This is a genomic window from Curtobacterium flaccumfaciens, from assembly GCF_018598405.1.
Taxonomy (GTDB): Bacteria; Actinomycetota; Actinomycetes; order Actinomycetales; family Microbacteriaceae; genus Curtobacterium; species Curtobacterium aurantiacum.
The window spans coordinates 187853-214376 of the sequence record NZ_JAHEWS010000002.1 but is presented as its reverse complement, the minus strand read 5'-3'; the positions used below and the strand labels follow the sequence as shown (position 1 = coordinate 214376).

Below are 26524 nucleotides of genomic sequence, written 5' to 3'. Positions count from 1 at the left end.
GCGCACGGCGGAGGGACGCCTGTCCGCGGCGTCGGGGCTGGAGGAGAGCTGCTGCATAACGTTCGGGTCACATCGCGAGGCGGCGGTGCACAGTGCACCGCCGCCTCGTCATCGAGTGGTTCTCGGAAGACTACCGCGCGGCGGAGCCGTCCACGTAGTCGCCGTCGTTCTGCTTCCACGCGAAGAGCGCGCGGAGCTCACGGCCGGTGGCCTCGATCGGGTGGCCCTCGCCCTTGGCGCGGAGCGCCTTGAACTCGGGTGCGCCTGCGTCCTGGTCCTCGATGAAGCGCTTCGCGAAGGCACCGTTCTGGATGTCCGCGAGCACCGCCTTCATGTTCTCCTTGACGTCCGGCGAGATCACGCGCGGGCCGGAGACGTAGTCACCGAACTCGGCGGTGTCGGAGATCGACCAGCGCTGCTTGGTGAGGCCGCCCTCCCAGATGAGGTCGACGATGAGCTTGAGCTCGTGCAGGACCTCGAAGTAGGCGATCTGCGGCTGGTAGCCCGCCTCGACCAGGGTCTCGAAGCCGTACTGGATGAGCTGCGACGTGCCACCGCAGAGGACGGCCTGCTCACCGAACAGGTCGGTCTCGGTCTCCTCGGTGAAGGTTGTCTTGATGCCGCCGGAGCGCAGGCCGCCGATGGCCTTCGAGTACGACCACGCGAGGTCCCAGGCGGAACCGGAAGCGTCGACCTCGACCGCGACGATCACGGGGACGCCACGGCCGGCCTCGTACTCGCGGCGGACGGTGTGCCCCGGGCCCTTCGGCGCGACGAGCGACACGTCGACGCCCTCGGGCGCCTCGATGTAGCCGAAGCGGATGTTGAAGCCGTGGCCGAAGACGAGCGTCGCGCCCGGCTTGAGGTGCGGACGGATGTCCTCGGCGTAGACGATGCGCTGGACCTGGTCCGGCGCGAGGATGACGACGACGTCGGCCCACGCGGTGGCGTCGCCCGGCGTGTGGACCTCGAAGCCCGCCTCTTCGGCCTTCTGGCGGCTCTTCGAGCCCTCCTGCAGGCCGATCTTCACCTCGACACCCGAGTCACGGAGGTTGAGTGCGTGGGCGTGGCCCTGCGAGCCGTAGCCGATGACGGCGACCTTCTTGCCCTGGATGAGCGTCAGGTCGGCGTCGGCGTCGTACACGATGTCAGTCACGAGGGTGTGTCTCCTTGGTTCTGGGGTCGGTGCCGGGCACCATCGGCGCCCGGGAAGGGTGTGGCGGGTGCTCAGCGCACCCGGTCGGTGATGCTCTTCGGTCCGCGGCCCATGCCGAGGAGTCCCGCGCGGGCGAGCTCCTTGACGCCGTAGGGCTCGAGCACGCGGAGGATCGCCTGGATCTTGCCGGGGTCGCCGGTCACCTCGACGATCAGGGAGTCGGTCGCCACGTCGACGACCTGGGCACGGAACAGGTTCACTGCTTCGAGCACCGCCGAGCGCGTCTGGTTGTCGACGCGCACCTTCACGAGCATGTGCTCGCGCTGGACCGACTGCGAGAAGTCCAGTTCGACGATCTTGATGACGTTCACCAGCTTGTTGAGCTGCTTCGTCACCTGTTCCAGCGGGAGGTCCTCGACGTCGACGACGACCGTGATCCGGCTGAGGCCGTCCACCTCGGTGTTGCCGACGGCGAGCGACTCGATGTTGAACCCGCGCCGGGCGAACAGCCCGGCGACACGGGTCAGCAGACCGGGCTTGTCCTCCACGAGGAGGGAGAGGACGTGGCTCATGCGGTTTCTCCCGTCATGTCGGCGTCCTCGTCGTCCCAGGTGGGCGCGAGTGCCTGGGCGTACTCGATGGACGAGTTGCTGACGCCCTGCGGGACCATCGGCCAGACCATCGAGTCACGGCTCACGACGAAGTCGATCACCACCGGGCGGTCGTTGGTCGCGAGGGCGAGCTCGATCGCGGCGTCGACCTCGTCGGCCTTCTCGACGCGGATGCCGAGGGCACCGTACGCATCGGCCAGCTTCACGAAGTCCGGCACACGGCGCGAGGCGTGCCCCGTCTCGAGGTCGGTGAAGGAGTGCCGGCCGTCGTAGAACAGCGTCTGCCACTGCCGGACCATGCCGAGCGACGAGTTGTTGATGATCGCGACCTTGATCGGGATGTCGTTGATGACGCAGGTCGCGAGCTCCTGGTTCGTCATCTGGAAGCAGCCGTCGCCGTCGATCGCCCAGACCACGCGGTCCGGCTGGGCGACCTTCGCACCCATCGCCGCGGGGACCGAGTAGCCCATCGTGCCGGCGCCACCGGAGTTGAGCCAGGCGTTGGGCCGCTCGTACTTGATGAACTGCGCAGACCACATCTGGTGCTGGCCGACACCGGAGGCGTAGACGGCCTCGGGACCGGAGAGCTCACCGATGCGCTTGATGATGCCCTGGGGCGCGAGGAGTCCGTCGGTCGGCTCGGCGTACCCGAGCGGGAAGTCGGTCTTGAGCTGGTGGAGCTTCGCCCACCACTCGTCGGTCGACGCTCGGTCCTCGACGGCGATGCCGCCCCAGGCGTCGAGCAGGTCGACCAGGACCTCGCGGGCGTCGCCGACGATCGGGACGTCGGCGAAGCGGATCTTCGAGATCTCGGCCGGGTCGATGTCGACGTGCACGACCTTGGCGTCCGGCGCGAACTCGTCCGCCTTGCCGGTCACGCGGTCGTCGAAGCGGGCCCCGAGGGCGACGATGAGGTCGCTGTCCTGCAGGCCGAGCACCGCCGGCACCGTGCCGTGCATGCCGGGCATGCCGAGGTGCTGCGGGTGCGAGTCCGGGAACGCGCCGCGCGCCATCAGGGTCGTGACGACCGGCGCGCCCGTGGCCTCGGCGAAGCGGAGCAGCTCGGCGGTCGCACGGGAGCGGATGACGCCGCCGCCGACGTAGAGCACCGGACGCTTCGACTCGGACAGCAGCTGCGCGGCCGCGGTGATCTGCTTGCCGTGCGCCTTGGTGACCGGGCGGTAGCCGGGCAGGTCGATCTTGGGCGGCCACACGTAGGGCGCCGACTTCTGCTGGGCGTCCTTCGTGATGTCCACCAGCACGGGACCGGGCCTGCCGGTCGTCGCGATGAGGTGCGCCGCCGCGAGGGTCGCCGGCACGTCGGCCGGGTCGGTCACCAGGAACGAGTGCTTCGTGATCGGCATCGTGATGCCGACGATGTCGGCTTCCTGGAACGCGTCGGTGCCCATCAGCGTCGAGAACACCTGGCCGGTGATCGCGATGAACGGCACCGAGTCCATGTAGGCGTCGGCGATGGCGGTCACGAGGTTCGTCGCGCCGGGGCCCGACGTGGCGATGGCGACGCCGACCTTGCCGGACGAGGAGGCGTAGCCCTCGGCGGCGTGGCCGGCGCCCTGCTCGTGACGGACGAGGATGTGACGGATCGTGGTGGACGCCATCAGCTCGTCGTAGAACGGGATGATGGCTCCGCCCGGCAGGCCGAAGACGTCGGTGATCCCGAGGTGCTCGAGCGTCCGGAGGACGGCTCCCGAGCCGGTCAGGATCTCCGGCGACCGGCGTGCACCGGCGGCCGCGGACAACGGCGTTGCTTCCGTGGGCATGAGTGGTCCTTGCCTGAGTGGTGGCGGTGGTGCGGGTGTCGGACGCTAGCCCGTGACCGCGCCCTGGGCGGCGGACTTGACGAGCTTGGCGTACTTCGCGAGGACTCCGCGGGTGTAGCGCGGGGGCAGCGGGGCCCAGCCTTCTCGGCGGGCCTCCAGCTCGGCCGGGTCGACCAGTAGGTCGAGCGAGCGAGCCGCGATGTCGACACGGATGCGGTCGCCATCACGAACGAAAGCGACTGGACCTGCGTCCACTGCTTCCGGTGCGATGTGGCCGATGCACAGGCCGGTTGTGCCGCCTGAGAATCGACCGTCGGTCAAGAGTAGTACATCCTTGCCGAGGCCCGCGCCCTTGATGGCTGCGGTGATGGCGAGCATCTCGCGCATGCCCGGGCCGCCCTTGGGGCCCTCGTAGCGGATGACGACGACGTCGCCCTTCTGGATGCGTCCCTCGGTCAGGGCGTCCATCGCCGCACGTTCGCGGTCGAACACGCGGGCGGGGCCCTCGAAGACGGAGGCGTCGAAGCCCGCGGTCTTCACCACGGCGCCCTCGGGGGCGAAGGAGCCCTGCAGGACGGTCAGGCCACCGGTGGTGTGGATCGGGTTGTCGAGCGTCCGGAAGACCTCGCCGTCGAGTGCCGGCGGGTCGATCTCGGCCAGGTTCTCGGCGACGGTCTTGCCCGTCACGGTCATGCAGTCGCCGTGCAGCAGGCCCGCGTCGAGCAGCGCCTTCATGATGACCGGGATGCCGCCGTTGCGGTCGACGTCGACCATGACGTACTTGCCGAAGGGCTTCATGTCGGCGAGGTGCGGGACCTTCGAGCCGATGCGGTTGAAGTCGTCCAGCGACAGCTCGACCTCGGCCTCGTAGGCGATGGCGAGCAGGTGCAGGATGACGTTGGTCGAGCCGCCGAGCGCCATCGCGACGGCGATCGCGTTCTCGAAGGCTTCCTTCGTGAGGATCTGGCGCGCGGTGATACCGTGCTCGAGCATGTTCACCACGGCCTCGCCGGAGCGGTGCGCGTAGTAGTCACGACGGCGGTCGGCACTCGGCGGGGCCGCAGAGCCCGGCAGCGACATGCCGAGGGCCTCGGCGACCGAGGCCATCGTGTTCGCCGTGTACATGCCACCGCAGGCGCCCTCGCCCGGGACGATGGCGCACTCGATCTTCTTGAGCTCTTCCTCGCTCATGGTGCCGGCCTTGCAGGCGCCGACGCCCTCGAAGGAGTCGATGATCGTGACTTCCTTCATCGTGCCGTCGGCCTGCTTCACGTAGCCCGGCATGACCGAACCCGCGTAGAGGAAGACACTCGCCAGGTCGAGGCGCGCGGCGGCCATCAGCATGCCGGGGAGCGACTTGTCACAGCCGGCGAGCAGGACGGTGCCGTCGAGGCGCTCGGCGTTGACGACGGTCTCGACGCTGTCCGCGATGACCTCACGCGAGACGAGGGAGAAGTGCATGCCCTCGTGCCCCATCGAGATGCCGTCCGAGACGGAGATGGTGCCGAACTGCAGCGGGTAGCCGCCACCGGAGTGCACACCCTCCTTCGCACCCTGCGCGAGGCGGTCGAGCGAGAGGTTGCACGGCGTGATCTCGTTCCACGAGGACGCGATGCCGATCTGCGGCTTGCTCCAGTCCTCGTCTCCCATACCGACGGCCCGCAGCATGCCACGCGAGGTGGTTGCTTCGATCCCGTCGGTGACGACCCGGCTGCGCGGCTTGACGTCGATATCAGGCATGGGATGAGTCTAGGACGCTTTGGGATACCAGCTGCGCACCCCCATGCATTCTCATGCTCGTGGCCCGTGTTCAGCGGGTGGCGCGGAGCCTCGCGAGCTGCTTCAGGACGCCGGTCAGGGCCGCGGGGTCGTCGGTCCGGTAGCCGGCCCGCGTCTGGCCCGGACCGACCTTCACACCGACGTCGCCGTCACGGAGTACGCGGAAGCCGTCCTCGTCGGTGACGTCGTCACCGGCGAAGAAGACCGCGTCGGCGCCGTGCAGCTCGCGCAGCCGGGCGATGGCGTCCCCCTTCGTGACGTGCCGCACGGCGAACTCGACGATGTCCTTGCCGCCGCGCTCGAGCACCTCGGGGTCGGCATCGTGCGCCGCGCGGCTCGCCGCCGCGTTCGCCTCGGCCGCGACCTCGGCGGAGACCCGACGGGTGTGCACGCCGTGCCCGGCGGGCTTGTGCTCGATGACGACACCGGGGTACCGCTCGCCGACCGCGTCGAGCGCCGCGCCGATGCGTGCGACGCGCTCGAGCTCGTCGGGGGTCAGCGCGGCCTCGGCGTGGCCGTCGACACGCCACTCGACGCCGTGCGAACCGACCAGCGCCATCTCGTCCGGCGCGTGCGTGACCGCGGCGAGGCTGCCGAGGGGGCGCCCGGAGACGAGCACGACCTCGGTGTCCTTCGCGCGGTGCAGTGTCAGGACCGCGGCCCACGAGCCGGGCAGTGCCCCGACCTCTGACGGGTCGTCGGCGAAGGGTGCCAGCGTGCCGTCGAAGTCGAGCGCGACGATCAGTCGCGGCGCAGCCGCGAGCGTCTCGAGGGCCGCATCGAGGTCACCGGTCGTCGTCTCGTCACGCATCGCGGTCCTCCCGGGTGTCCTCGGCGGCACGCGCGGACTGGGCGTCCTGGTCGAAGATCGACATGTTGTCGGTCTGCGCTTCGCGGTGCGTCTCGCGGGGATCCGCGGCGGACGGGTCGATCTGGGCGTTCCGCGGCGCGTGGCGGTCGAGCGCCTCGAGGAACGAGCGCGACCAGCGCGCCACGTCGTTGTCCTTCACGCGCTTGCGGAGCGCGCGCATGCGCGTCGAGCGCTCACGGCGCGGCATCTCGATGGCGCGCTGGATGCTGTCCTTGAGCGCCCCGATGTCGTGCGGGTTGACGATCACGGCCTGCTTGAGCTCGTCGGCGGCTCCGGCGAACTCGGACAGGATCAGCACGCCGTCGTTGTCGAAGCGGGCGGCGACGTACTCCTTCGCGACGAGGTTCATGCCGTCGCGCAGTGCCGTCACGAGCATGATGTCGGCGGCCAGGTACAGCGCCACCATCTCCTCGCGCGGGTAGCCGTGGTGCAGGTACGAGATCGGCTGGTGGCCGATGACACCGAGGTCGCCGTTGATGCGGCCGACGCTCAGCTCGATCTCGTCGCGGAGCGTGGCGTACGAGTCGACACGCTCGCGGCTCGGGCTGGCGACCTGGACGAGGGCGGCGTCCTCGACGGCGATCCGCCCGTCCTCGATGAGCTCACCGAACGCCTTGATGCGGTGCCGGATGCCCTTGGTGTAGTCGAGCCGGTCGACGCCGAGCAGGACGGTCTTCGGGTTGCCGAGGCTCTCGCGGATCTCCCGCGCGCGTTCCTGCACCTCGGGCTTGTGGGCGATCGCCTCGAAGCTCTCGGCGTCGATGGAGATCGGGAAGTGGCGGGCCTCGACGTGCCGGACCGTGATGCCCTTGCGGCTCCGCGGCGCTGCCGGGTCGTCCACCGGGACGTCGATCGTGGTGCCCTTGGTCGTGTAGCCCTTGATGTGGCGGACCGCGCGGAGGAAGTCGCTCGCGTCGTCGTGCCGCTGGAAGCCGATCACGTCCGCACCGAGCAGCCCGTCGAGGATCTGCGCACGCCACGGCAGCTGCGCGTAGATGCCGACCGGCGGGAACGGGATGTGGTTGAAGAAGCCGATGGTCAGGTCGGGACGCTTCGCACGGAGGAGCGCCGGCACGAGCTGCAGCTGGTAGTCCTGCACCCAGACGATGCCGTCCTGCTCGACGATCTCGGCGATCTGCTCGGCGAACCGCTCGTTGACCCGCTTGTACGCGTTCCACCAGTCGCGGTGGTAGCTCGGGTGCTCGATGACGTCGTGGTACAGCGGCCAGAGGGTGTCGTTGCTGAAGCCCTCGTAGTACTCCTCGACGTCGTCGTCGGAGAGCGGCACGGGGACGATGTGGATGCCCTCGTTGTCGAACGGTTCCACCTCGACCTCGGGCTGCCCCACCCAGCCGACCCAGGCTCCGTCGTTCGCGCGCATCACGGGTTCGAGGGCGGTGACGAGGCCACCGGGCGAGTGCCGCCAGCCCTCGTTGCCGTCCTGGTCGACGACGCGGTCCACCGGGAGACGGTTGGAGGCGACGACGAACGAGTAGCGGGTCTGTTCGGTGCGGTCTGCAGGCATGGGGTGGTGTGATCTCCGTTCCGCCCGGCGGAGGCCGGGTGCGTCGGGTGCGCGGGTGCGTCGGTCCGTCGGGTGCGACGGCCGGCGTCGTGCGCCGGGTGCGGTGCCGAAGTTACCAGCGCGGGGACAGCGTATTCACGGCGGATCGGCGGTTCCGCTACGCTGCAGGCACGTGTCGGGGGGACACGGGTGCTGGAGCGCGGCGCCGGCCTCCCGGTCGGAGAGGACCCCCAGCCGTGAGCGAGAACCCGCCGAACCCGCCCGTCCCGCCGTCGCAGCCCGGTCCCGGGCAGCCCGCCTGGAACGGTCAGCCCGGTCCCGGTCAGTCCGGTCCCGGGCAGCCCGGTCTCGGGCAGCCCGCCTGGCAGCAGCAGCCTGGAGGCCCGCAACAGTGGTCGGGACAGCCCGCCCCCGCCGCGCAGTCGTCCGGTGCGTTCGGTCGCTTCCTGCGGTCCGTGTCCGGTCGCGACTGGCTGGCGGCCGTCCTCGCCGCCGTCGGCGGCTGGGTCGCGGCGTACGTCGTCGCGGCGCTCTCGCTGCTCATCACCGTGGCGCTGCTCGCGTCCGGCGGCAGCGGTTCGACGGGTCCGAGCACCGGCTCCGGCACCGACCTCGGCGCGGGGTCGGCTCCCGACGTCGAGTCCCTGCTCTCCGGCGTCAGCGTCCTGCTCGGTGCACCGGCACAGCTCGTCGCCCTCGCCGACCTCGGCCGCCTGCACCTGTCCGGGTCGATCGGGTTCCTCGGGTCCGGCTCGGGTTCCCTCGCCGTGGTCCCGGCGCTGGTGCTCGCGGCACAGGTGGTCCTGGCCGTCGTGCTCACGCGACGCATCCGGACTCGTGCCCTCGGCCGCACGCAGGTGCTCGTGACCGCGGTGGTGTCCGGGCTGGTGACGACGGTGCTCACGAACGTCGCGGCCGCCCTCTTCGCGATCCGGTTCCCGTCGGTGTCCGGAGCGGTCATCGAGCCGGTGCACGCCGTCGGTGTCGGCAGCGTCCTCGGCGCGTTCGTCATCGGCGCCCTGGCAGCGCTCCTCGCCCGGCCCTCCGTCCTCGCCGGTCGCAACGTCTTCGCCGCCCGTCTGCTCGGCACGCTCCGTGTCGCCGCGTCGCAGCTCACGGTCCTCGTCGTGCTGGTCGCCCTCGCCGTCATCGTCGTCGCCCTCATCGCCCAGCCGTCCTCCGGCTCCGCCCTGCCCCTGCTGCTCGGCAACGTCGCGGTCGGACTCACCGCGCTCGGCTTCCTCGGCGGCGTCGGGACGTCCGGCTTCGGGTCCGCCGGCGACACCGCCTCGGTGTTCGGCGGAGCCGGTGGCTGGACCTGGCTCGTCGTGCTGTTCGTCGTCGTCACCTCGGTCGTGGCCGGCCTCGCACTCGCCGTCCGCCGCAACGACCGGGTGCGGAGCACGCTCGACTGGGTCGTCACGCCGCTCGTGTGGTTCGCACTCGGGCTGCTGTTCTTCGTCCTCGGCACCGGGGTCGCCTCGTACCAGGTGAGCGGCACGAGCTCGGTGGACGGGTCGGGATCGATCGGCGTCGCACCGTGGACGCCGATCGTCTTCGCCCTGTGGGGTGGCGCGATCGAGGTCGTCGCCCGGTACCTCGCCCCGGTGCTCCTGCCCCGCCTCGGGGGTGCCGTGGTGCTCGGGACGTCGCGTCTGGTCGGCGCGGACCCCCGGCCCGTCGTGCCGCAGGCGTTCCCGGCCGGGCCCGCCGCCGGCACGGGTACCCGCGTCGTGGCCACCGCGTCCGTCGACCCGGCCGCGCCCGGTGCGCCTGCTGCTCCCGGTGCGCCTGCTGCTGCCGACGCTCCGGCTGCCGCCGCGTGGAACACTCCCCCGGGCGCCGGCCAGCAGGCGCCGTACCCGCCGTCGGGGTCTGCCGCGCAGTCCGCGTACGGCGCACAGCCGACGTCCGGCGCACAGCCGACGTCCGGCGCACAGCCGACGTCCGGCGCACAGCCGCCCTACGGCGCGCAGCCGGCGTACGGGGCGCAGCCGACCGACGGGTCGCAACCGTTCATCGGCGGTGGCGCGCCCGCACCCGCACCGATGTCCCCGCGGGCGAAGAAGATCCTGGTCCGCTCGCTCATCGCCGGTGGCGCCGTCGTGGTGGTCGTGATCGCCGGCGCCGTCACGACGAGCGTCCTCCGCGCGAACGTCTGGGGCCCGGCGCCCACGGTCAAGTCCTACGTGCAGGCCATCGCCAGCGGGGACGCCGACACCGCCGCCGACCTCAGCGAGGTCCCCGACGACGCCGCCATGCTCGACTCGACGGTGCTGAAGAGCGCGGAGGACCGGCCGTCGGACATCCGCGTCGGCCGGGTCGCCCGGTCCGGAGACACCGCGATCGCCACCATCAGCTACACGCAGGACGGCAAGAACCGTTCCGGCCAGGTGTCGCTCCGCCGCACCGGCACCTCGTTCCTGGTGAAGGACGAGTGGCGCATCACCCGGCCGCTCGCGCAGACGGTGACCCTGACGGCCTCCGACGTCCTCGAGGGCGCACCGGTGACCGTCGGCGGCGAGGAGGTCGGCACGATCGAGGACGGCAAGTTCACCTCGCTCGCCTACCCCGGCACGTACGAGGTCGAGGTCGGCGGGACGAAGTACTTCACCGGCGGCACCGAGGAGCTCACCGTGGGTCCGGTCTCGTCGGGCTACGTCGACTTCGCACCGAAGGCCACCGAGGCGCTCGAGCAGGACGCCGAGCAGTACGTGTCCGACCTCATCGACGACTGCTCCGCGAAGACCGAGCTCCGGGCCCTGAGCGGCTGCCCCTGGTACGGGCCGTACGACGCCGACGGCGGCGTGCGGTACGACGTCACGTCGATGCCCGAGCTGCGGGTCGAGGCGTCCCGCTCCGGCACCGTGATGGTGACGAGCACGAAGGACGGGAGCGTTTCGTACGAGTACACCTCCTACCTCGGCGACCAGAAGCGCGGCGAGGACTCGTTCGATGTGAACCAGTACCTGAAGGTGGAGGACGACAAGCTCGTCTCCGCCTACTGAGCAGGAGCCTCCTGAGCAGGAGTCGGCTGAGCAGGAGTCGGCTGAGCAGGAGTCGGCTGAGCAGGAGTCGGCTGAGCGGCTCCGCAGCACCACGACGGCCGACCCGGGATGACCGGGTCGGCCGTCTCACTAGGCTGAAGAGCATGGTCAGGACACGGGCGTGGTGCAGGGGTGACTCCGTCGAGCGGGACTTCCCCGTCGACCGCATCTCCGAACTCGTCGCCGACCCGGACACCTTCGTCTGGATCGACTACACCGACCCGACGCCTGCCGACCTCGAGCAGGTCGAGGAGGAGCTCGGCATCCACGCGCTCGCGGTCGAGGACGCGGTCGAGCACGGCCAACGCCCGAAGCTCGACCGGTACCGCGACAGCCTTTTCCTGGTCGTCTACGACGTCGGCGGCACGGACGACGACGGTGACCTCGTCACGCACGAGGTGAAGGCCTTCGTCACGGAGCGCGCCCTCGTCACGATCCACGGTTCCGACGTCGACACCACGCCGATGGAGCACCGCCTCACCGCGAACTCCGACATGGCCGAGCACGGCGTGCCCTGGCTCGTCTGGGCGCTGCTCGACGCCGTCGTCGACCGGGCCACCGACACCGTCGAGGAGCTGGAGCGACAGCTCGACGCGCTCGAGGACGACCTGTTCGAGCCGGGCGACCCCCGCGAGCAGCAGATCCAGCGTCGCTCGTTCCGGCTCCGCAAGACCCTCGGTGTCCTCCGGCGGCTGGTCGTCCCGACCCGGGACAGCGTGGCCTCGCTGCTGCACGGCGACGCAGAGACGATCTCGAACGGCATCCGGCCGTACTTCCGCGACGTGGAGGACCACCTCGTCTCGATCGCCGACTCGGTCGAGCAGCTCCGCGACGCGGTCTCGAGCGTGCTGGACACCACCCTGAACCTGGCGTCGAACCGGCAGAACACCGTGATGAAGAAGGTGACGAGCTGGGCGGCGATCATCGCGATCCCGACCGGCGTGACGAGCTTCTTCGGCCAGAACGTGAAGTTCCCGGGCGAGGGGGCCTGGAGCGGCCTCGGGGCGTCGCTCGCGATCATCATCGCATCGTCGCTCGTGCTCTACCGCGTCTTCAAGACCCGCGACTGGCTCTGACCATGCGGCCCGCCCGCGTCAGAGCGCGAGTGCCAGGACCCCGGCGACGACGGTGAGCGGCGCCACGATGCAGCCGAGCGCGATGTAGCGGCCCCACGACAGGTGCACGCCCTCGGCCGACAGGCGAGCGTGCCACAGCAGCGTCGCCAGCGAGGCCCACGGGGTGATGAGACACCCGGCGTTCACACCGATGAGCAGGGCGGCGTACCGCAGCGCCTCGTGCCCGGCGGCCGGCTCGAGGACCAGGTACGCCGGCAGGTTGTCGATGCCGTTCGCCGCGACCGCCCCGGCTCCGCCGAGCAGCAGCAGCGAGCCCGTGCCGGTACCGCCCTGCAGCACGTGCACGATCGGATCAGTGATGCCCGTCGTGTGCAGCGCCTCGACCACCACGAAGAGCCCGGCGGCGAAGAGCAGGGTCGACCACGGCACGCGGGACACCCGGAGCTCGGACGGCGACCGGAACGCCGCGACCACGACGAGCACGAGGGCTGCCGCGATCGCCGCGATCCAGACGGTCACGCCGGCGGTCAGCGCGACGACGAGGGCGACGAGCACCCCGGAGGCCGCCCAGAACGACACCGGGTCACTCGGCTTCCGCACCGACACGGGCGTGTAGCGACCGAACAGCCTGCCCCGGAACACCACGAGCAGCACCGCGCACGGCACGACCACCCCGGCGACGGCGGGCCAGGCCATCAGCCCGGCGAACGGCAGCGGGCCGCCGAGCCCCATCCGGTCGACGGCGAGCAGGTTGGTCAGGTTCGACACCGGCAGCAGCATCGAGGCGGTGTTCGCGAGCCAGACCGTGGTCAGGGCGAACGGCATCGGGGGCAGCCCCACCCGCCGCGCCAGCGAGATGACGATCGGGGTGAGGAGCACCGCCGTGGTGTCGATCGACAGGAAGACGGTGCAGAGCACGGCGAGGACGACGACCGCGCCCCAGAGACCGACGGTGCGACCGCCGCCGATCCGAGCGGCGACGTCGGCGAGGCGGTCGAACACCCCGGCGTCGGCGGCGAGCTCGGCGACGATGGTGAGTCCGAGGACGAACCCCAGGACCGGCAGGACCCGGTCTGCGAGCACCGCGAGGTCGTCGAGGGGCAGCAACCCGAACACGACGCAGACCGCGCCGACGACGAGCAGGGCCGCTCCGATGACCGCCTGACGCACGAACACTCCTCCAACCGATGCCGCGGCAGGGTGACCGGCGGCGCTCCAATGTACGGGCCGGTAGCGTTGTCAGCACGACGACAGGAGGCCTCTGTGCGCAAGTTCATGTTCAACGGTGCGGTGTGGAGTTCGCTCATCAGCGGCTACAGCGTGCTGCAGACCACCCGCCAAGGACCGCGTGACTGGCGGCTCGCGCTGACCTGGGTCGCGTGGATCGCCACGTCGATCGTGGCGATCGGCACGGTCGTCGAGGACGACCGCGCCGTCAAGGCGCGCCAGTAGGTCGCGGACGCGACCCCGTGACCGACGGGAGGCCCGGTGCCAGCTGGCACCGGGCCTCCCGTCCGTCGTCCGAGCCGGTCCACGGCGGCCGCCTCGGGACCGACAATCCGCGGAAGCGGGTCAGCGCTCCGACTCGGGGATGCCGGAGGTCTGGATCGGTCCGGTGAAGAGCGCACCGCGCTCGTCGTCGCCGAACAGCTGGGAGTCCCCCTCTGCCGGACGTCCGCGTCGGCGCGGTGTCGGGGCGGTCGGCTCGGTGAGCTGCACCCGCTGGACCGGCAGGGCATCCGGGTGGGTCCGCTGGATCCACTCGACCATCTCCTCGCGCACGTAGCAGCGCAGGTCGAAGAGCCCGCCGGCGTCCGGAGCGGTGACGAGGATGCGGACCCGGACCAGTCCCCCGACGGCGTCGGTGACCTGGAGCACCTTGACCCGGCGGTCCCAGATCGTCGACGTGTCGAGGATCCGGTCGAGCTCGGCGCGCATGTCGGCCGGGCTCACCCGCCAGTCGAGGTCGAACTCCACGGCGCCGAGGAGCTCGCTGCCGGTGCGCGTCCAGTTCTCGAACGGGGTGCTCGTGAAGTACGTCGACGGCAGGACGAACCGTCGGTCGTCCCACAGGTGCACGACGACGTAGGTGAGGGTGATCTCCTCGATCCGGCCCCACTGCTGCTCGACCACGACGACGTCGTCCACCCGGATCGAGCCGGAGAACGCCAGCTGCATGCCCGCGAACACGTTGCCGAGCGTGGACTGGGCGGCGAGGCCCGCGACCACCGAGATGAGCCCGGCGCTGGCGAGGACGCTCGCGCCGGCCGCCTCGACCCCGTCGAAGGTCAGCAGGATCGCGCCGACGGCGATGATGACGAGCAGGGCGACGGTGAGCCGTCGGATGATGAGCACCTGCGTGCGGATGCGTCGTGCCTGGCGGTTGTCCGGCACGTCGATGCGGAAGCGGTGCAGCCCGAGGTCCTCGAGGAAGATCGCGACCTGGCACGCGAGCCAGCAACCCGCCGCGATCGTGAGGATGAGGAAGGCGTGCACGACCTCGTCGCGCCACGGGTACGCGTCGGCGTTCCTCGGGATGCTGGACGTGAACGCGATCCAGAGCAGCACCACCAGGAGCACCGTGCGGAAGGGGTGTTTGGTCCGGCGCGAGAGCACGCCGGCCCAGCGTTCCCGGCGCGCGATCGCCCGGAGGACCAGGTGCAGGACGAGGGCGACGACGGCGGTGACGAGCAGGGCGAACCCGATCGCGACGAGGAGTCGGAGGAGGATGTCCATCCCTCCATGCAAGCAACGGATGGCGACCGTCGTTCAGGAACCGGGGCCGATGACCTGTGCGGACGCTCAGTCGTCCAGATCGGCTCGATCGTGGGTCCGAGTGACACCCCGGTCCGGTGCGCATGTAGGTTGTCGCGCATGACAGCGCAGAACGACACGGGTGTGAACCGAGCGCCGGCGAACGACTTCTCGCACGAGCAGGAGGGCTACCAGCACGGTCTGAAGCCCCGGCAACTGCAGATGATCGCCATCGGCGGCGCGATCGGGACCGGGCTCTTCCTCGGAGCCGGCGGACGACTCCACACCGCTGGGCCCGCACTCGCGCTGACCTACCTGGTCGCCGGGATCTTCGCCTTCTTCATCCTGCGGGCACTGGGCGAGCTGGTGCTCCACCGTCCGTCCTCGGGGTCGTTCATCTCGTACGCACGCGAGTTCTACGGTGAGAAGTTCGCGTACGCCGCCGGCTGGATGTACTTCCTGAACTGGGCGATGACCTCGATCGTCGACACGACCGCCGTCGCGATCTACCTGCAGTACTGGTCCGCCTTCACCGCGGCGCCGCAGTGGCTGCTGGCGCTGATCGCCCTGGTCGTCGTCCTCGCCGCGAACATGGTCGCGGTGAAGGTCTTCGGCGAGCTCGAGTTCTGGTTCGCCCTGATCAAGGTCGCCGCGCTCGTGGCGTTCCTGGTGGTCGCCATCGTGTGGCTCGTCTTCGCGTTCCCGGTCGAGGCCGGCGGCGAGGCCGTGCGTACCGGGTTCACGATCTGGGGCGACAACGGCGGGCTGTTCCCGAACGGGCTGCTCCCCGCGGTCATCGTGATCCAGGGCGTCGTGTTCGCGTACGCGGCGATCGAGCTCGTCGGCACGGCCTCGGGTGAGACGCAGAACACCGAGAAGGTCATCCCCCGCGCGATCAACTCCGTCGTCTTCCGCATCGCGGTCTTCTACGTCGGCTCGATCATCCTGCTCTCCCTGCTGCTGCCGTACACGGCGTACAAGGAGGGCGAGAGCCCGTTCGTGACGTTCTTCTCGTCGCTCGGCAACCCGCAGGTCGGTTCGATCGTCGGCGGGATCATGAACTTCGTCGTGCTCACCGCCGCGCTGTCGTCGCTGAACGCCGGCCTCTACTCGACCGGTCGCGCGCTCCACTCGATGGGCATGAACGGCTCGGCGCCCAAGTGGACCACGAAGATGTCGAAGGGCGGTGTGCCGTACGCCGGCATCCTGCTCACCGCGGCGTTCACCGTCGCGGGTGTGGTGCTGAACTACTTCGTGCCGAGTCAGGCGTTCGAGATCGCGCTGAACATCGCCAGCCTCGGCATCATCACGGCCTGGGGCACGATCATCCTGTGCCAGATGCGGTTGCGCCAGTGGGCCAAGCAGGGCCTCGCGAAGGAACCCACCTTCCGGCTCCCCGGTGCCCCGGTCACGGCGTGGCTGACCCTGGCGTTCCTGGCATCGGTCATCGTCCTGATGGCGATCGACTACCCCGTGGGCACGTACACGATCGCCTCGCTGGTCATCGTCATCCCGCTGCTCATCGTCGGCTGGTTCCTGCAGCGCGACCGCATCCTGCGCATCGCCGCCCTGCGCGAAGGCGTCACGGGTCCGTACCCGATCGGTGTCCGCAACCCCGCAGCCCAGGTCCGCCGCGACGGCGACCGGGACGACGACGGGGCGTAACCGCTCCGCTTGTCCCCGGAGCGCGAGGCCCGCAGGGCGAACACGAACGGTCCGGCACCCGTCGCTACTATCGGCGGGTGCCGGACCGTTCTGCTTCTCCCACCCTCGACCTGCAGCTCAGCTGGCGGGGTGCGTTCGGGCGGCTCCGCGTGTTCGCGGACCGGCTCGAAGCCGAGACCGACTACCAGCGCGAGGCCCGCATCGTCGTGCCGATGGAGCACGTGCAGGGGTGGCGGCTGGGCCCGTGCGACGAGGACGCCGTGTGCGTCGAGTTCGTCGCGGAGCAGGAGACGTACCGGGTGCTGCTCGACACCCCGGACGAGCAGCTCGCCTCGCTGGCGATCCGGAAGGTGCTCGGCCCGCCGCTCGAGTCGTGAGCGACAGGGGCCGACGCGTGCCGGTCAGTCGTCGGTGTCGACGCGGTCGGTGACGACGTCACCGGAGCCGGCGTCGATGCGCACGCTGTGCTTCGTCCCGGAGGAGTCGAGCACGTCACCCTCCCAGACGACCTTGCCGACGTGGTCGTCGAGTCCGAGTTCGGTCACCGTGCCGGCGTGCAGGTCCGCGAACGCGTCGACGGCCTGCTTGACGCTGAGGTCCGCGGCGTCGACGAAGCGCTCGTGCTCGGCCTGGTCGTCCGCGTCGGCAGCCTCGGTCTGCGGCGTGCCGGTGACCGCGGTGCCGTCGGCGTTGGTGTGCACCTCGTGCTCGGTGCCGTCCTTCGTCACGACGAGGACCTCGTAGGCGGAGGTGCCCTGCTCCTGCTCGACCGAGATGACGGTGCCGGAGCCGACCTCGCCACGGGCGGTGGCGACGGCGGCGAGCAGCGCCTTGTTCGAGCCCGCGGAGGCCGCGGAGGACGACCCGGAGGTCGTCGAGCCGGAGGACGACGAGCCGGTGGCGGACGAGCCAACCGAGCCGGAGCCGGCCGAGCCCGTGTCGTCGTCGGAGTCGTCGCTGGCGCAGCCGGTGAGCGCGAGCGCCGCGGCGATCGGCAGGGCGGCGAACGCGGCGATGCGGCGGGCGGAGGGCTTCTGGTGCTGGGTGCGGAGGTTCATGTGGACGAGCATGTCGGCGGGGTGCTGAAGCAGCCCTGAAGCCGCCTGTTCAGCCGCCGAGTGCGATGCGGACGACGAAGCGTGCGCCACCGAGCGGGGACGCAACGACGGTCGCGTCACCACCGTGGGCACGGACGGCGTCGCGCACGATGGCGAGTCCGAGTCCCGCGCCACCGGCGTCCCGGCTGCGCGCCTCGTCGAGTCGCACGAACCGCTCGAAGACCCGCTCCCGCTCGTCCTCGGGCACGCCGGAACCGTCGTCGTCCACCGTGAGCACCGCAGACCCGTCGTGCTCGGCGAGCGAGACCGCGACGCGTGTGCTCGCGTGCCGGACGGCGTTGTCGACGAGGTTCCGGACCACCCCCGCCAGCACGCGCTCGTCGCCGAGGACCCGTGCCGCCGAGATCGCCGAGCCGTCCACCCGCACCGCCGCGGCGACGCGGCTCTGCGCGGGCGCGGCACCGGCCGTGGAGCGTGCCCGCGCTCGCGCCACGGCGTCGAGTGCCAGGTCGTCGAGGTCGACGGGGCGCCGCGTCCGGATCCCGCCCTCGTCGAGGCGTGAGAGCTCGAGCAGCCCGGTGACGAGGTCCTGCAGGCGCACCGCTTCGGACCGGACGACGTCGGCGAGGTCGGCCACCTCGGTCCGCTCCGGGTGCGCGACGGCGACCTCGGCGTGCTGCCGGATCGAGGCGATCGGTGACCGGAGTTCGTGGGAGGCGTCGGACACGAAACGCCGTTGGCTCTCGGCCGACCGCTCGAGTCGGTCGAGCATGGTGTTCATGGTGGTCGCGAGCCGAGCGACCTCGTCGCCGGTGTCCGGCACCTCCACCCGCGCGTCCGGACGGGCGGCGCGGATCGTCTCGACCTCGGCGCGCATGCGCTCCACCGGCCGCAGCGACCGCCCGGTGACGGTCCACGTGACGGCCACCAGCAGGAGCACGAGCACGGGGACGCCGACGGCGAGGAGGACGACGGCGGTGCGGACGGCGGTGTCGGCCTGGTCGAGCGTGGCGCCGTAGACGAGCGTGGCCTCGCCACCGCCCGGCAGGTCCACGTCGTCCGCCACGAGCAACCAGTGTTCCCCGTCGTGCGTCCACCGGGACTCGTCGCTGGTGGGCAGCGCGTCCCCGTCGGCGTCCTCGCCGTGCGCCAGGACCGTCCCGCCGTCGCCGACGACCTGCACCAGGACGTCCTCGTAGTCCGCCACGGCTGCCGCGCCGTCCACCTCGACCCGGGAGGACACCTGCTCGAGCCCTGCCTCGGCCGAGGTGCGCACGCCGTCGAGCAGGACGAGCCGGAGCACGACGACGAACGCGACGGCACCGACGACCAGGGCGGCGAGCACGACGACCCCCGCGCCGAGGGTGGTGCGGGCCCGGACCGACCGGAACCGTCGCCGCCGGGTCGTCGCCCCGGCGCCGTCAGCCACCGTCGGCCGCCAGCCGGTAGCCGGCCCCGCGGACGGTCTCGATCGCGGCACGACCGAAGGGACGGTCGAGCTTCCGGCGGAGGTGTCCGACGTAGACCTCGACGATGTTCGGGTCCCCCTCGAAGTCGACGTCCCAGACGTTCTCGATCACGTCGCGCTTGGACCGGACCTGTCCCGGGTGCCGCGCGAGGTACTCGAGCACGGCGAACTCGCGGCTGGTCAGCTCCACGGGTGTGGCACCGCGGGCGACGGTCCGGGCAGCGGGGTCGACCACCAGGTCACCGAGCGTCAGCACGGTGGGGCGTTCGCGCGCCCCCGGCGGACGAGGGCCCGGAGCCGCGCGACGAGCACCGGGTGCGAGAACGGCTTCGTGACGTAGTCGTCGGCACCGGCGTCGAGCGCCTCGACCTGGTCCCACTCGCCGTCCTTCGCGGTCAGCATCAGGACGGGGGTCCAGTCGCCGTCCGCCCGGAGCTGCGCGCACACGGCCCAGCCGCTCAGGCCCGGCATCATCAGGTCGAGCACGATCGCGTCGTACCGGAACTCGCGTGCGTGCCACAGGCCGTCCACGCCGTCGTTCGCGACGTCGACCGCCCATCCCTCGGCCTCGAGGCCGCGGCGCACGCCGTCGGCGAGCCGGACCTCGTCGTCGACCACCAGCACACGCATGGGGTCGATCCTGCCGTGGTCCGCTGAAGCGGGGCTGAAGCGGTCTGTGCGCGGGGACTCGCGATGGTGACCGAGGCCGGCCTGGAGGCCCGTGGCGGCGCCGCCACGGGCCTCCAGGCCGGCGGGTGGTGCGGACCAGGGCCGCCCAGCGGCTGCTCGGACCGGCTCAGGCCAGCAGCAGGATGCCCGCGACGACCGAGGCGACGGCGATGGCGAGCGCGATGAGCAGGAGCACGAGGTGCACCGTGTAGAACGTCGTCGGCTTGCCGGCGGCGTCACGGGCACGGGAGTCCTTCGCGACGCGCTGGAAGAAGCGCGGCCAGGTGATGACGTTGAAGACGGCACCGAGGAACAGGACGACTGCGGCGAAGACGAGCACGGTCCGATCCTAGACAACGGTGCTCTCGCGCGGCGCCCGGGCGGGTGGTGCTCGGCCGCCCCCAACGCGGCCGAGTCCCGACCCCGGCAGGCCACAGGATCTGTAGCACTTGCTACAGACTGTACACGGCCCGCTCCGAAGCGTCGAGCGTCTACACGGTCTCGAGTGCGGCCTCGGCGTCGGCGAGCACGGCTCGCTCGGTGTCCGTCAGCGACGCGCGTGCGGTCCGGACCCCGTCGTTGATCTCGACGATGCGGCGGCTGAGCCGGGTGGCGGGGTCGTCGGTCGGCGGGTAGGCGTTGTCCACCCCGACCCGGTCGTGCAGCGGTGCCAGCCGGGCCAACGCGTCCTCCACCCGTCGGGTCCGGCGTCGACGGGAGATCCGGTGTCCGAAGACGAGCAGGAGCATGCCGGACGCGACACAGAGCACCGCGCCGGGCGTGGTGACGTCGTACGGCAGCGAGAGCGCGTGCGTGCGGTCGAGGTCGCCCGTGACGTGTGCGACGTCCATCACGACGACCACGACCATCCGGACGACCCCGAGCACGCCGCCGAGGACGAGGACCCACAGCCCCACCAGGTCGGTCGTCGTCCGGGCCTCGCGGAGTCGGAGCACGCAGATGAACCCCGTCGCGCCGAGGGCCACCCCGAGGTAGACGGTCTGCGCGATCGAGTAGACGGTGGCCGCCGGGTGCGAGCCCGCGTCCAGCATGAACGTCGTCGTGGAGGCGGGCTTGTCGAGCACCGTGAACGCGACGACGACCACGACGACGACCACCGCGAACGACACCAGGACGGCGTTCCGGAGCCACGGCCGTGCGGCGCCGACCGCCTTCGCGACACCCCACAGCAGCGTGCTCGTGCCGGCCACCATGAGGCAGTCGCTGATGAGGGTCACGACGTTGAACCCGCCGAGCCGAGGGTCGAGCCACCGGTACAGGGGGTCGACGTTCGTGACGATCGTCGCCGCGAAGAGCAGGAACGTGAACGCGAGCGTTCGGTCCTGCCCGCGCTGCATGACCAACAGCACGATCGTCCCGACGATGAGCAGCACCGCCTGGACGACGGCGATGATCACCCGAAGACCCCGCGGAAGGCGCTCGGGCGGCCGCGGTGCTGACGGATCAGGGTGGCGAGCCGGTCGGCGAAGACCTCGGCCTCGTGCTCGTACGTGTTGGAGAACATCCCGCGAGCCAGCGCCCGTTCGACCTTGTACTCCGGCAGGTCGGGGATGACGTCGCGGATGTACGCACTCTGCGGGGCGTGCTCCTGGTGGCGGTGCAGCACGTGCCCGAGCTCGTGCCCGATGACGAACGAGCGGAAGGTCGGCGACGCCGTGGGCGAGATCATCACGAGGTGCGCGTGCGCGAGCGTCGCCACGAAGCCACAGACCGGCTCGGCGGCGAGGAACGCCTCTTCGCGCACCACGATCGGCTTGTCGACGACCGCTGCCGCGGCGGCGACGGCCTGGTCGACGTCAGACCACCCCTCGGCGGCGCCACGGGCCCAGAACGCCTCGACGAACGACTCGGTCACAGGACGCTCCCCCGCTGCGATTCCTCCTCGAGCACCTCGGCGATGCGCCGCAACGCGTCGGGTGAGAGCTCACCGGGGAAGGTCCGTGCCGCGAAGCCGCTCACGCGGGCGGAGCGCAGGGACCGGACGAGGGCGAGCTGGGCCCCGATCCGCTCGGGCACCTCGCTGTCCTCGAGCAGGAAGCGTTCGTCGACCTCGAAGAACCCGGCCAGCAGACGCAGGAGCTCGGTGTCGCGGTTGCGCCGCCCGTCGCCGGACAGCATGTACGTCCACTTCGCCCGTGACAGGGAGCCACCGTGCGCCGCGACGTACTCCTCGATCGAGGCGAACGGCACCGGGGCGCCGCGCTGGGACTCCTCGAAGTCGAGGAGCAGGTTGAGGCGGCGCGCGAGCTCGGCGGCGTCGAGCGCCCCGCCCTTCAGATCACCCGTGTCCATCTCGGACTCCTCCCCAGCCGTGTCCGCGCGACCTGTGGGTCCGGCGCGTGGACGCCATGCTAGCGCGGGCGCCCGACACCGCGCCGCTACCCTCGTGGGCATGCCCCGCCGCTTCCCCGCCACCGTCGCGGCGCGCATCGAGCACGAGATCGTGATCACGAAGTCCCGCTTCATCACCACCGTGGCACCGGTCTCCGGGGTCGAGGACGCCGACCGGGTCATCGCCGAGGTCCGCCGGCGGTACTGGGACGCCCGGCACAACTGCACGGCGATGGTCACGGGCGTGCTCGGCGACCAGGCCCGTTCCTCGGACGACGGGGAGCCCTCGGGCACGGCTGGCGTCCCGATGCTCGAGGTCCTGCGACGCCGCGAGCTGACCGACGTCGTCGCGGTCGTCACGCGGTACTTCGGCGGGGTCAAGCTCGGTGCCGGCGGCCTGGTCCGCGCCTACTCGACCTCGGTGTCCGAGGCGCTCGACACCGCGGTCCTGGTCCGTCGCGAGGCGCTCACGCAGGTGCGCTTCGACGTCGAGCACGCCGAGGCCGGTCGGCTCGACAACGTGCTGCGCGACTGGGTACGGCACCACCACGCGACGCTCGGGCCGACCGAGTACGGGCGGGCGGCGACCTTCGAGGTGTGGGTCCCCCGGGACGCACTCGGGGTCCTCACCGCCGACCTCGCGGCGGCGTCGGCGGGAGCGCTCGAACCGGTCGTCGGCGAGGAACGGATCGTCGACGTCCCCGCGGACTGAATTCCGCGGTTCGACGCACCTCGGGCGTGTCCCCGCGTCGACGATCGAAGACCCCCGGAACGCACGAACGCCCCGACTCGATGAGCCGGGGCGTTCGTCCTGCGGTGCACCCCCTCGGACTTGAACCGAGAACCCACTGATTAAGAGTCAGTTGCTCTGCCAATTGAGCTAGAGGTGCATGTTCCGGCTTCCGTGCCGCAACGGGAATCAACAATAGCATGGGTTTCGCGCGCCCACGACCACTCGTGAGCGCACGACGCGAACAGGAGCACCATGACCGACCGTCTCGTCCCCGGCGACACCGCCCCCGACTTCACGCTGCCCGACCAGGACGGCGTCGAACACTCCCTGGCTGCCCTGCGCGGCAAGAAGGTCATCGTGTACTTCTACCCGGCGGCGTCCACCCCGGGCTGCACCACCGAGGCCTGCGACTTCCGCGACAACATGTCTTCGCTGCAGGCCGCCGGCTACGAGGTCCTCGGCGTCTCGAAGGACGAGCAGGCGAAGCTCAAGACGTTCCAGCACGAGCAGGCGCTGACGTTCCCGCTGCTGAGCGACCCCGACCTCGCCGTGCACAAGGCGTACGCGGCCTGGGGCGAGAAGAACAACTACGGCAAGATCGTCACCGGCACGATCCGGTCCACGATCGTGGTCGACGAGGACGGCGCCGTCCAGCTGCCGCTCTACAACGTCAAGGTGACCGGGCACGTGGCCAGCCTGCGGAAGAAGCTCGGCCTGGTCTGACGGCCGGCCACGCACTGGAGGCCCGGTGCCGGTTCCGAGAACCGGCACCGGGCCTCCAGTGCGTGGCGGACCAGACCGTCTACTCGACCGGGCGCGCGAGCGCGGCCGTCACCGACCGCGACAGCACCAGCGTGATGCCGAGCAGCGCCGGGATGAGCAGGAGCCAGCCGACGGCGGCGACCCGGAACACGCCCTGGAACGCCCCGATCGCGATCGCACCCTGCAGGACCTGCCAGACGATGATGCCGGAGCGCACCCAGGAGCGTCCCTGCCACAGCCCGTTCACCAGGGCGCCGAGCCAGAGCGCGGCGATGGCGACGAGCACGGTGAGCGCGATGCCGGAGGCGATGCTCGCGGCCGGCGCGACGAGCAGTTCGACGACCAGCACGACGGTCACGACCACCAGTGCGAGGAACTCGAGGCCGACCACGGCGAGCAGCCCCAGCATCGCCGGCGACCGGCGCGCGGCGGGAGCGGAGGGATCGGTGTCGTTCGGGGTGTCGTCGTGCACAGTGATCCTCCAGCATCGGAACCCTTGATTTGGCCCTACCAGTATGGAACGATATTGGAGGTCGTTTGGACGGCACGATGTGGTGTGCGTCTCCCGTGGTTCATCGCTCCTCCCCCGAGCGTCGCGCGGGCGTCAGACTCGCTTCCAGCGGACTCCTCCCCACAGTTGTCCCCTTTCATGCCGCATGCATGTACAGCGTTCCGATCCCCCGAACCACGGCCCCGGCCTGCCGTTCGAGCATCGACATCAAGGAGCACCACACATGGACTGGCGTGACAAGGCTGCCTGCCTCACCGCAGACCCCGAGCTCTTCTTCCCCGTCGGGAACACCGGGCCCGCCGTCGACCAGATCGAGAAGGCCAAGTCGGTCTGTGCGCGTTGCACGGTCACCGAGATGTGCCTGCAGTACGCCCTCGAGAACAACCAGGACTCCGGTGTCTGGGGTGGTCTCAGCGAGGACGAGCGTCGTGCGCTGAAGCGTCGCGCCGCCCGGGCTCGCCGCGCGTCCTGACCCCGGTCGTCTGACACCACGACGCCCGCCGTCCCCTCGGGGATGGCGGGCGTCGTCGTGCGCGCGGCGGGTGGGGGTGCGCAAAACACCGGTGTTCACGCGTCGAACACCGGAACGCGGGTGTTCGACCGGCGAACACCGGTGTCTTGCGAGCTCGGATCGGGCGTCAGGCGGGGGCGGTGAGCCAGCGGAACGGGATGGTGATCGTCACCTCGGTGCCGCTGCCCGTCAGGGTGTGCCAGTCGATGGTGCCGCCGAGCTCGCCCTGGATGAGCGTGCGGACGATCTGCGTGCCGAGACCCGATCCGACCTTGCCCTCCGGGAGCCCGACGCCGTTGTCGCGGACCTCGATCTCCAGGTGGTCGTCGAAGCGGCGGGCGACGATCTCGACCTCGCCGTCGCGGCCGTCCAACCCGTGCTCGACGGCGTTCGTGACGAGTTCGGTGAGTCCGAGGGCGAGGGGCGTCGCGGCCTCGGAGGGCAGCACGCCGAACTCGCCGGTCTTCTTCGGGTGCACGGTGGTGTTGTGCGACGCGGCGACCTCGGTCACGAGCTTCAGCACCGAGTCGAACACCTCATCGAAGTCGACGGTCTGGCTCAGGCCACTCGACAGGGTGTCGTGCACGACGGCGATGGCGGCGACGCGGCGCATGGCGTTCTGCAGCGAGGTCCGCGCCTCGTCCGAGTGCGTGCGACGCGCCTGGATCCGGAGCAGGGACGCCACCGTCTGCAGGTTGTTCTTCACGCGGTGGTGGATCTCGCGGATCGTGGCGTCCTTGGTGATGAGCTCGCGTTCCTGGTGCCGCAGCTCGGACACGTCGCGGCAGAGCACGATCGCGCCGATGCGCTCACCGTGGTCGCGGAGCGGGATCGACCGCAGCGACACCGTCACGCCCTTCGACTCGATGTCCGCGCGCCACGGTGCGCGACCCGTGACGACGAGCGGCAGGGACTCGTCGACGTCGAGCTGAGCACCGATGAGCTCGGTGGTGACCTCGGCGAGGGATTTCCGCTCGAGTTCCCCCTCGAAGCCCATGCGGTTGAAGGCGCTCAGGCCGTTCGGGCTCGCGAACGTCACGATGCCGGCGGTGTCGAGCCGCAGTAGGCCGTCGCTGGCACGGGGCGCACCACGACGGGGACCGGCCGGCGCACCGAGGTCGGGGAAGTCGCCCGTCGCGATCATGCCGAACAGGTCGTTCGCGCTCGCGGTGAAGTTGAGCTCCTGGCGGCTCGGCGTCCGCATCTCGTCCTGGTTGGAGTGCCGGGTGACGACGGCGATCGGGCGCTCGGTGGTCTCGGCGCTCTTCGCGCTGAGGCGGCGGAGCACCGGGATCGCGCGGACGCGGGTCGGGGTGTCCTCGTACCAGTCGGGCTCGGCGGAGTCGACGACCCTCGACCCGGCGAAGCTCTCGGTCACCTGGCCCCGCCACTCCTCGCGGATCTCCTGGCCGACGATGTCCCGGTAGAACAGCGTCGCCGCGGAGCTCGGCCGGGCGTGCGCGACGGCCACGAAGGAGCCGTCCTCGGCGGTCGGGACCCAGAGCACCATGTCGGCGAAGGACAGGTCGGCGAGGAGCTGCCAGTCCCCCACGAGCAGGTGGAGCCACTCCACGTCTGCTTCCGAGGAACGGCCTTGCGCGAGGACGAGGTCACTGAGGGTCGACACCCGATCAGTCTAGGTGCGCCGCTTTGTGGAGAACGTCGCCCTGTCCACAGGCCAGGTCCATGTGTATTTTGTATGTCGCACGCCCCATACGCTCGCTCCGACGACGGAAGGGGCAGGTGTGGCAGAGCAGGCACGCCGGATCGAGGACGCGACGACGACGGTGCACCCACCGCCGCTCCGGATCGTCGAACCGGATCCGGACCCCGTCGAGGAGACCGGTCCCCCGGATCCGGCGACGACGGCGCGAGCGCTCGGACTCTGCGTCGCCGAGGTGCTGACCGGCGCGCGGGAGGTCGACAGCATCGCCCGGTGGATCAGCGACGACGTGCAGCGGCACCTGCAACAGCGGGCCGCGGTGGCCGCGCAGGCCCGGGGCTCCAGCAGGCGGGCCAGAGGACGTCCGGTGCTGCGGGTCGGTAGCGTCCTCGTCTGCCGGCCGGCAGCCGGCGTCGCCGAGGCGACGGTGGTCGTGCACACGCGCAGCCACGCGCGGGCGGTCGCGATGCGGCTCGAAGAGCGGCACGGACGCTGGCAGGCGACCGTGATCGGGGTCCTGTAAGGCGGGTGA

At 70.8% G+C, this 26524-nt stretch carries 25 protein-coding genes, 1 tRNA gene and 1 pseudogene; 9 read left to right on the top strand and 18 right to left on the bottom strand.

The features are described 5' to 3' along the window. Positions 1–130 precede the first annotated feature (130 nt). From ilvC to otsA, 6 genes are all read right to left on the bottom strand, one after another. Positions 131–1156, bottom strand: coding sequence for a ketol-acid reductoisomerase (gene ilvC, locus KK097_RS02520; protein WP_214543594.1), 1026 nt, complete (start codon positions 1154–1156; stop codon positions 131–133). Between the two features lie 71 nt (positions 1157–1227). After that, complete coding sequence (gene ilvN / locus KK097_RS02515) at positions 1228–1728, bottom strand: acetolactate synthase small subunit (RefSeq protein ID WP_017888842.1); 501 nt, start codon at positions 1726–1728, stop codon at positions 1228–1230. Continuing rightward, positions 1725–3548 (bottom strand): acetolactate synthase large subunit, encoded by a 1824-nt coding sequence (locus KK097_RS02510; protein ID WP_027466529.1) that lies wholly within the window; start codon positions 3546–3548, stop codon positions 1725–1727. Before KK097_RS02510 ends, ilvN begins: the two co-directional genes overlap by 4 nt. 45 nt (positions 3549–3593) lie before the next feature. Next, on the bottom strand, positions 3594–5288 hold the full coding sequence (ilvD, locus tag KK097_RS02505; protein WP_214543593.1) for a dihydroxy-acid dehydratase: 1695 nt from the start codon (positions 5286–5288) through the stop codon (positions 3594–3596). A gap of 70 nt (positions 5289–5358) precedes the next feature. Beyond that, on the bottom strand, positions 5359–6138 hold the full coding sequence (gene otsB / locus KK097_RS02500; protein ID WP_214543592.1) for a trehalose-phosphatase: 780 nt from the start codon (positions 6136–6138) through the stop codon (positions 5359–5361). Beyond that, complete coding sequence (gene otsA, locus KK097_RS02495) at positions 6131–7723, bottom strand: alpha,alpha-trehalose-phosphate synthase (UDP-forming) (RefSeq protein WP_214528302.1); 1593 nt, start codon at positions 7721–7723, stop codon at positions 6131–6133. The genes otsB and otsA overlap by 8 nt, the downstream gene beginning before the upstream one ends. A 236-nt stretch (positions 7724–7959) precedes the next feature. On the opposite strand from otsA, the gene KK097_RS02490 reads away from it, so the two are divergent. Continuing rightward, on the top strand, positions 7960–10731 hold the full coding sequence (locus tag KK097_RS02490) for a hypothetical protein (protein ID WP_214543591.1): 2772 nt from the start codon (positions 7960–7962) through the stop codon (positions 10729–10731). A 143-nt stretch (positions 10732–10874) separates the two neighbouring features. Then, the gene (locus KK097_RS02485; RefSeq protein ID WP_214543590.1) at positions 10875–11846 is read left to right on the top strand and encodes a magnesium transporter CorA family protein; all 972 of its coding nucleotides are present in this window, start codon (positions 10875–10877) and stop codon (positions 11844–11846) included. Between the two features lie 18 nt (positions 11847–11864). Here KK097_RS02485 and KK097_RS02480 read toward each other — a convergent pair whose 3' ends face one another. Further along, entirely contained in the window at positions 11865–13016 is a 1152-nt protein-coding gene (locus tag KK097_RS02480; protein ID WP_214543589.1) for an SLC13 family permease, read from the bottom strand. Positions 13017–13109: 93 nt separating this feature from the next. Here KK097_RS02480 and KK097_RS02475 point away from each other — a divergent pair, with 93 nt between their 5' ends. Then, entirely contained in the window at positions 13110–13298 is a 189-nt protein-coding gene (locus KK097_RS02475) for a hypothetical protein (RefSeq protein ID WP_214528306.1), read from the top strand. A 120-nt stretch (positions 13299–13418) separates the two neighbouring features. Here KK097_RS02475 and KK097_RS02470 read toward each other — a convergent pair whose 3' ends face one another. Then, the gene (locus KK097_RS02470) at positions 13419–14582 is read right to left on the bottom strand and encodes a mechanosensitive ion channel family protein (protein WP_214543588.1); all 1164 of its coding nucleotides are present in this window, start codon (positions 14580–14582) and stop codon (positions 13419–13421) included. 138 nt (positions 14583–14720) lie between these two features. Between KK097_RS02470 and KK097_RS02465 the strand changes: the two genes are divergently transcribed. Further along, on the top strand, positions 14721–16265 hold the full coding sequence (locus KK097_RS02465; protein WP_214528308.1) for an amino acid permease: 1545 nt from the start codon (positions 14721–14723) through the stop codon (positions 16263–16265). Between the two features lie 77 nt (positions 16266–16342). Further along, on the top strand, positions 16343–16642 hold the full coding sequence (locus KK097_RS02460; protein ID WP_214528309.1) for a hypothetical protein: 300 nt from the start codon (positions 16343–16345) through the stop codon (positions 16640–16642). Between the two features lie 24 nt (positions 16643–16666). Here KK097_RS02460 and KK097_RS02455 read toward each other — a convergent pair whose 3' ends face one another. The 7 genes and pseudogenes from KK097_RS02455 to KK097_RS02425 all read right to left on the bottom strand — a co-directional run bounded on the left by KK097_RS02455 (position 16667) and on the right by KK097_RS02425 (position 21773). Continuing rightward, a complete protein-coding gene (locus tag KK097_RS02455) occupies positions 16667–17323 on the bottom strand; it encodes a PepSY domain-containing protein (RefSeq protein ID WP_214543587.1) in 657 nt (218 codons plus the stop codon). Positions 17324–17372: 49 nt separating this feature from the next. Continuing rightward, positions 17373–18752, bottom strand: coding sequence for a sensor histidine kinase (locus KK097_RS02450; RefSeq protein ID WP_214543586.1), 1380 nt, complete (start codon positions 18750–18752; stop codon positions 17373–17375). Then, positions 18745–19421: pseudogene (locus KK097_RS02445) on the bottom strand (response regulator transcription factor). The gene KK097_RS02450 and the pseudogene KK097_RS02445 overlap by 8 nt, the downstream one beginning before the upstream one ends. A gap of 166 nt (positions 19422–19587) precedes the next feature. Continuing rightward, on the bottom strand, positions 19588–19800 hold the full coding sequence (locus KK097_RS02440; RefSeq protein WP_214528313.1) for an SCO4848 family membrane protein: 213 nt from the start codon (positions 19798–19800) through the stop codon (positions 19588–19590). Positions 19801–19951: 151 nt separating this feature from the next. Continuing rightward, positions 19952–20878: a hypothetical protein gene (locus KK097_RS02435; RefSeq protein ID WP_214528314.1), complete on the bottom strand. Its 927-nt coding sequence runs from the start codon at positions 20876–20878 to the stop codon at positions 19952–19954. After that, a complete protein-coding gene (locus KK097_RS17855) occupies positions 20875–21336 on the bottom strand; it encodes an ImmA/IrrE family metallo-endopeptidase (RefSeq protein ID WP_214528315.1) in 462 nt (153 codons plus the stop codon). The genes KK097_RS02435 and KK097_RS17855 overlap by 4 nt, the downstream gene beginning before the upstream one ends. Next, positions 21333–21773 carry a hypothetical protein gene (locus KK097_RS02425; RefSeq protein ID WP_214528316.1) on the bottom strand — a complete coding sequence of 147 codons (441 nt, stop codon included), beginning with the start codon at positions 21771–21773 and terminating at the stop codon, positions 21333–21335. Before KK097_RS02425 ends, KK097_RS17855 begins: the two co-directional genes overlap by 4 nt. 100 nt (positions 21774–21873) lie before the next feature. Between KK097_RS02425 and KK097_RS02420 the strand changes: the two genes are divergently transcribed. Further along, positions 21874–22524: a YigZ family protein gene (locus KK097_RS02420; RefSeq protein WP_250892676.1), complete on the top strand. Its 651-nt coding sequence runs from the start codon at positions 21874–21876 to the stop codon at positions 22522–22524. 105 nt (positions 22525–22629) lie between these two features. On the opposite strand, the gene KK097_RS02415 is transcribed toward KK097_RS02420, so the two are convergent. Beyond that, positions 22630–22702: transfer RNA gene (locus KK097_RS02415), tRNA-Lys, on the bottom strand. Positions 22703–22797: 95 nt separating this feature from the next. Between KK097_RS02415 and bcp the strand changes: the two genes are divergently transcribed. Next, positions 22798–23268 carry a thioredoxin-dependent thiol peroxidase gene (gene bcp / locus KK097_RS02410; protein ID WP_214543585.1) on the top strand — a complete coding sequence of 157 codons (471 nt, stop codon included), beginning with the start codon at positions 22798–22800 and terminating at the stop codon, positions 23266–23268. 79 nt (positions 23269–23347) lie between these two features. Here bcp and KK097_RS02405 read toward each other — a convergent pair whose 3' ends face one another. Then, the gene (locus KK097_RS02405) at positions 23348–23779 is read right to left on the bottom strand and encodes a hypothetical protein (protein ID WP_214543584.1); all 432 of its coding nucleotides are present in this window, start codon (positions 23777–23779) and stop codon (positions 23348–23350) included. Positions 23780–24041: 262 nt separating this feature from the next. Between KK097_RS02405 and KK097_RS02400 the strand changes: the two genes are divergently transcribed. Further along, positions 24042–24290 carry a WhiB family transcriptional regulator gene (locus KK097_RS02400; RefSeq protein ID WP_017888820.1) on the top strand — a complete coding sequence of 83 codons (249 nt, stop codon included), beginning with the start codon at positions 24042–24044 and terminating at the stop codon, positions 24288–24290. Positions 24291–24456: 166 nt separating this feature from the next. Here the strand turns inward: KK097_RS02400 and KK097_RS02395 are convergent, their stop codons facing one another. After that, the gene (locus tag KK097_RS02395) at positions 24457–25956 is read right to left on the bottom strand and encodes a sensor histidine kinase (protein WP_027466510.1); all 1500 of its coding nucleotides are present in this window, start codon (positions 25954–25956) and stop codon (positions 24457–24459) included. A gap of 118 nt (positions 25957–26074) precedes the next feature. On the opposite strand from KK097_RS02395, the gene KK097_RS18325 reads away from it, so the two are divergent. Beyond that, on the top strand, positions 26075–26515 hold the full coding sequence (locus KK097_RS18325; RefSeq protein ID WP_214543583.1) for an Rv3235 family protein: 441 nt from the start codon (positions 26075–26077) through the stop codon (positions 26513–26515). Positions 26516–26524: the final 9 nt, after the last annotated feature.

Coding starts and splice junctions, on each gene's coding strand:
- KK097_RS02455 (WP_214543587.1), bottom strand. CDS start 17,323: ATGAACCTCCGCACCCAGCACCAGAAGCCCTCCGCCCGCCGCATCGCC.
- KK097_RS02510 (WP_027466529.1), bottom strand. CDS start 3,548: ATGCCCACGGAAGCAACGCCGTTGTCCGCGGCCGCCGGTGCACGCCGG.
- KK097_RS02465 (WP_214528308.1), top strand. CDS start 14,721: ATGACAGCGCAGAACGACACGGGTGTGAACCGAGCGCCGGCGAACGAC.
- otsA (WP_214528302.1), bottom strand. CDS start 7,723: ATGCCTGCAGACCGCACCGAACAGACCCGCTACTCGTTCGTCGTCGCC.
- KK097_RS02470 (WP_214543588.1), bottom strand. CDS start 14,582: ATGGACATCCTCCTCCGACTCCTCGTCGCGATCGGGTTCGCCCTGCTC.
- KK097_RS02485 (WP_214543590.1), top strand. CDS start 10,875: ATGGTCAGGACACGGGCGTGGTGCAGGGGTGACTCCGTCGAGCGGGAC.
- ilvN (WP_017888842.1), bottom strand. CDS start 1,728: ATGAGCCACGTCCTCTCCCTCCTCGTGGAGGACAAGCCCGGTCTGCTG.
- bcp (WP_214543585.1), top strand. CDS start 22,798: ATGACCGACCGTCTCGTCCCCGGCGACACCGCCCCCGACTTCACGCTG.
- KK097_RS02400 (WP_017888820.1), top strand. CDS start 24,042: ATGGACTGGCGTGACAAGGCTGCCTGCCTCACCGCAGACCCCGAGCTC.
- otsB (WP_214543592.1), bottom strand. CDS start 6,138: ATGCGTGACGAGACGACGACCGGTGACCTCGATGCGGCCCTCGAGACG.
- ilvD (WP_214543593.1), bottom strand. CDS start 5,288: ATGCCTGATATCGACGTCAAGCCGCGCAGCCGGGTCGTCACCGACGGG.
- KK097_RS02425 (WP_214528316.1), bottom strand. CDS start 21,773: ATGGACACGGGTGATCTGAAGGGCGGGGCGCTCGACGCCGCCGAGCTC.
- KK097_RS02420 (WP_250892676.1), top strand. CDS start 21,874: ATGCCCCGCCGCTTCCCCGCCACCGTCGCGGCGCGCATCGAGCACGAG.